At 71.8% G+C, this 3,861-nt stretch carries 3 protein-coding genes; 1 reads left to right on the top strand and 2 read right to left on the bottom strand.

The genetic code is table 11. The features are described 5' to 3' along the window. Positions 1-49 precede the first annotated feature (49 nt). Both PROKR_RS17895 and PROKR_RS17890 read right to left on the bottom strand, forming a co-directional pair. A complete protein-coding gene (locus PROKR_RS17895) occupies positions 50-718 on the bottom strand; it encodes a Maf family protein (RefSeq protein ID WP_036965330.1) in 669 nt (222 codons plus the stop codon). A gap of 155 nt (positions 719-873) precedes the next feature. Continuing rightward, positions 874-2,571 (bottom strand): DUF885 domain-containing protein, encoded by a 1,698-nt coding sequence (locus PROKR_RS17890; protein ID WP_036965296.1) that lies wholly within the window; start codon positions 2,569-2,571, stop codon positions 874-876. A 419-nt stretch (positions 2,572-2,990) separates the two neighbouring features. Between PROKR_RS17890 and PROKR_RS17885 the strand changes: the two genes are divergently transcribed. Beyond that, the coding region (locus PROKR_RS17885; RefSeq protein WP_211240171.1) for a hypothetical protein at positions 2,991-3,861 on the top strand (871 nt) is incomplete at its 3' end.

Here is a 3,861-nt window from a genome sequence, read left to right as displayed (position 1 = left end):
CGGCCGCCCGCCCGCAGGCCGCCCGCCTGCCCCGCGCCTGCCCCGCGCCTTACTCGTCCCGCAGCGACCGCCACGGGACGTCCAGCTCGCCCAGGAGCTCGCGGAGCAACGGCAGGCTGATGCCGACCACGCCGTGGTGGTCGCCCTCGATACGCTCGACGTACGGGCCGCCGAGGCCGTCGATCGTGAACGCGCCGGCCACGTGCAGCGGCTCGTCGGTCGCCACGTAGGCGTCGATCTCGTCGTCGTCGATGTCCGCGAACCAGACCGTGGTGGAGCTGGTCGAGCCGAGGGTGCCGCCGGTGCCGCCGTCGGCGTCGTCGCGCAGGTCGATCACCCAGTGGCCCGAGTGCAGCACGCCCTTGCCGCCGCGCATGGCGCGCCAGCGTTCGCGGGCGGTGGCGGCGTCGGCCGGCTTGCCGACGACGGTGCCGTCGATCTCCAGCATGGAGTCGCAGCCGACGACGATCAGGTCGGTCGGCGGCTCGTCGTCGGACTCGTCCCAGGACGCCTCGACGCGGGCCGCCACCTCCTCGGCCTTGGCCTGGGCCAGGACGAGCACGGCGTCGGCGGGATCGAGGTCGCCGAACCGGTCGGCGGCGTCGGCGAGGACCTTGTCCTCGTCCACCCCGGAGACGACGACGTCCGGGGTGACTCCGGCGGACTTCAGCGTCGCGAGTCGGGCGGGAGACTGGGAGGCGAGGACCAGGCGTGGCACGCGCGACACAGTAACGAGAATGCGGCCGGAGCAAACAGGATTTCTGCGATCTGCAGAGAGTGACCCCGGTCACTCCGCGCGGAGCGCGGCGCACGTGTCAGACGTACCGGTCACCCGAGTGACCGGTACGTCCGACACGTCGGCGGTGTCGAGGCTCAGGCCAGCGCCTCGCGCAGGGTGTCCAGGCCCACCGAACCTAGGTTGAGCGCCCGGGCGTGGAAGGCCTTGGCGTCGAACTCCTGGCCCGCCGGCACGGCCGCCTTCGCGGCGTCCCGCGTCTGCTCCCAGAGCCGCTGCCCCACCTTGTAGGACGGCGCCTGCCCCGGCCAGCCGAGGTACCGGTTGAACTCGAAGCGGACGAACTGCTCCGGCATGTTCACGTTGGCCAGCAGGAACGGCCAGCCCTTCTCGGCGGTCCAGGTGCCGCCGCCCCACTGCTCGGGGGCGGGCTTGCCGAGGTGCACGCCGATGTCGAACACCACGCGGGCCGCGCGCAGGCGCTGCGCGTCGAGCATCCCGAGGCGGTCGCCCGGGTCGTCCATGTAGCCGAGATCGGCCATGAGGCGCTCCGCGTAGAGGGCCCAGCCCTCGCCGTGGCCGGAGACCCAGCAGGCCAGCCGGCGCCAGCTGTTCAGCGTGTCGCGCGCGAACACCGCCTGGCCGCACTGCAGGTGGTGGCCGGGGACGCCCTCGTGGTAGACGGTCGTCTTCTCACGCCAGGTGTTGAACTCCGTGACGCCGGCCGGCACGGCCCACCACATGCGGCCGGGCCGCGACCAGTCGTCGCTCGGCGGGGTGTAGTAGATGCCGCCCGACTGGGTCGGCGCGATCATGCACTCCAGGTCGAGCACGGGCTCGGGGACGTCGAAGTGCGTGCCGTTCAGCGCGGTGATCGCCGCGTCCGACGTCTCCTGCATCCACGACTTGAGGGCGGCGGTGCCGACGAGCTTGCGCGCGGGGTCGGCGTCGAGCGCAGCCACCGCCTGCTCCACGGTGGCGCCGGGGCCGGCGATCTGCGCGGCGACCTGCTCCTGCTCGGCGACGATCGAGGCGAGCTCCTCGAGGCCCCACTCGTAGGTCTCGTCGAGGTCCACCTTCGCGCCCAGGAAGTAGCGGGAGAACAGGGTGTAGCGCTCGCGGCCCACGGCGTCGGCCTCGGGTGCCTGCGGCGCCAGGTCGCGCTCCAGGAACTCCGCGAGCTTCCCGTAGGCCTCGCGGGCGGCCGTGGCGCCGTGCTCCAGCTCCTTGCGGACCAGGCTGCACGCCGCGGACTCGTCGAGCACGGCGTCGACCGCCTCGCCGCGCGTGAACGACGTGAAGAAGGAGTCCGCCCCGGCCAGCTCACGGGCCTGGTCCACGCACTCGCGCACCTGGCGGATGGCCGCCACGTTCCCCTGGGCGGCCGCCGCCGTCAACGACTCGATGTACCCGTCGACGGCGCCGGGCAGGCCGTTGAGGCGGGACGCGATGTTCTCCCAGGCCTCCACCGAGTCGGTCGCCATGATGTCGAAGATGTCGCGCAGGCCCTGTACCGGGGACTCGATGTTGTTCAGGTTACGCAGGTTCTCGCCGGCGTCGTGCAGCTCCAGGTCGAGCCCGACCCGCTCGCGCATCGCGGACAGCGTGACGCGGTCGACGTCGTCGGCGGGCTCCAGGCCGTCGAGCTTCGCCAGCACCTCGCGCCCGGCCTGGGCGACGGCGTCGTGGCCGGCCGGGGAGAGGTCGTCGGTCTCGTGGTCGTGACCGGGCAGGCCCCAGGCCGTCGCGGACAGCGGGGAGAGCTCGGTGAGGCGGGTGACGTAGGCGTCGGCGACGGCGTCGATCGGGGTGGGGTTGCGTGGAGGACTGACCATGGTGCGGAGCCTACGGGGGAGGGTCCGGGTGGTGCCCGACCTTTCTTCTCCGGGTCCGGCACAGGGGTTCGTGGCCTGCTGTCGACGAACCAAATATGTGATCTGGCTCACATTGGTTCCGTCGATACTTGCCGGGGTGAAGGAAGTCGCCCTCGCCGGCAATTCATCCGGCACAAGATAACGCACCCCTAGAACTGCCTAGGCGTCTACGCGTCAATGCATCGGTTCGATCTCCCCAACCTGGACGTTTGTCCACGTTGACCTGGACATTGCCTTGGATCAGGCTCACGCCGTACTAGTCCCCTTTGGGTGCCTAACAACGGTGTTGTCCGTGCCCAGGCAGGGTCGTCAGGTGCTGTGTTGCTCACGGAGGCTCAGTGGTGAACGTACGTGTCGGAGCGGTAGGCGCCGCATTGCTCGTGACTGGCAGGACCGTACGGTCGCGACGGCTGGCGAGCGGCGTGCTCGCGGTCGCGCTGACCGCGTCCATGGCGGGGCCCGGAGCGGCGTCGGCCGTGGAGCCCACGGCCGTGGCCGACGACGTGCCCGACTGTTCGGTGACCTCGGCCCCGACCGAGGCCGAGGCTCGCGAGACGGCACTGGCCTGTGGCACCGAGGTGGCTGTGGAGTCGCAGACCGATCCCTGGTCGACCACGACGATCCTCGCCGACGGGTACACCAAGCTCTCGGCGAGCATCGATGCCGTCCGCGCTCCTGACCCCGACGACGCGGACGCCGACGGAACCCCGTGGCAGCCGGTGGACGCCACTCTGCTCGACGAGGTGGTTGACGACCGCATCGTGATGGTCGCGCCGGCGACCGACCTGACCTTCTCCGCCGGAGACGTCGCCGGCCCGGGCTCGGGCGGCCCGCTGGCGTCGCTGACGACGGCAGAGGGCCACACGGTCACGGTCGACGTGCCGTTCGACCTGCCGGCCCCCGACGTGGACGTCGCGACGGGACAGGTCGTCTACCCGCTTGCGGACGGAGTGGACGTCGTCGTCACCCCGAACGTCGACGGAACCTCGTTCTCCGAGGTCATCCGCGCGGAGTCCGCTGCAGCGCTCGCCGCGGTGCCCGAGCTCGACGCGCTGACCCGCGAGGGCCTGGTCTTCCCGGTGACGGTGTCCGACGGCCTGGAGGTGCGGCCCAGGGCCGCGGGCGGGTTCGACGTCACCGAGGTCGCCACCGCACGGGTCGTCGCCGAGCTGCCGGAGGCGCGTGCCTGGGACTCCGCGGCCGACGCGGTGCTGGAGCCGGCGCCGGAAGGTGCGGCGGAAGCGCCGTCGG

It is taken from the genome of Promicromonospora kroppenstedtii DSM 19349 (assembly GCF_000515355.1).
Lineage (GTDB): Bacteria > Actinomycetota > Actinomycetes > Actinomycetales > Cellulomonadaceae > Promicromonospora > Promicromonospora kroppenstedtii.
The sequence above is the reverse complement of the archived record's forward strand: the minus strand, read 5'-3'. Positions and strand labels throughout refer to the sequence as shown.

Excerpts from the sequence above, each read along its gene's own strand:
- PROKR_RS17890 (WP_036965296.1), bottom strand. The coding sequence starts at position 2,571 with ATGGTCAGTCCTCCACGCAACCCCACCCCGATCGACGCCGTCGCCGAC.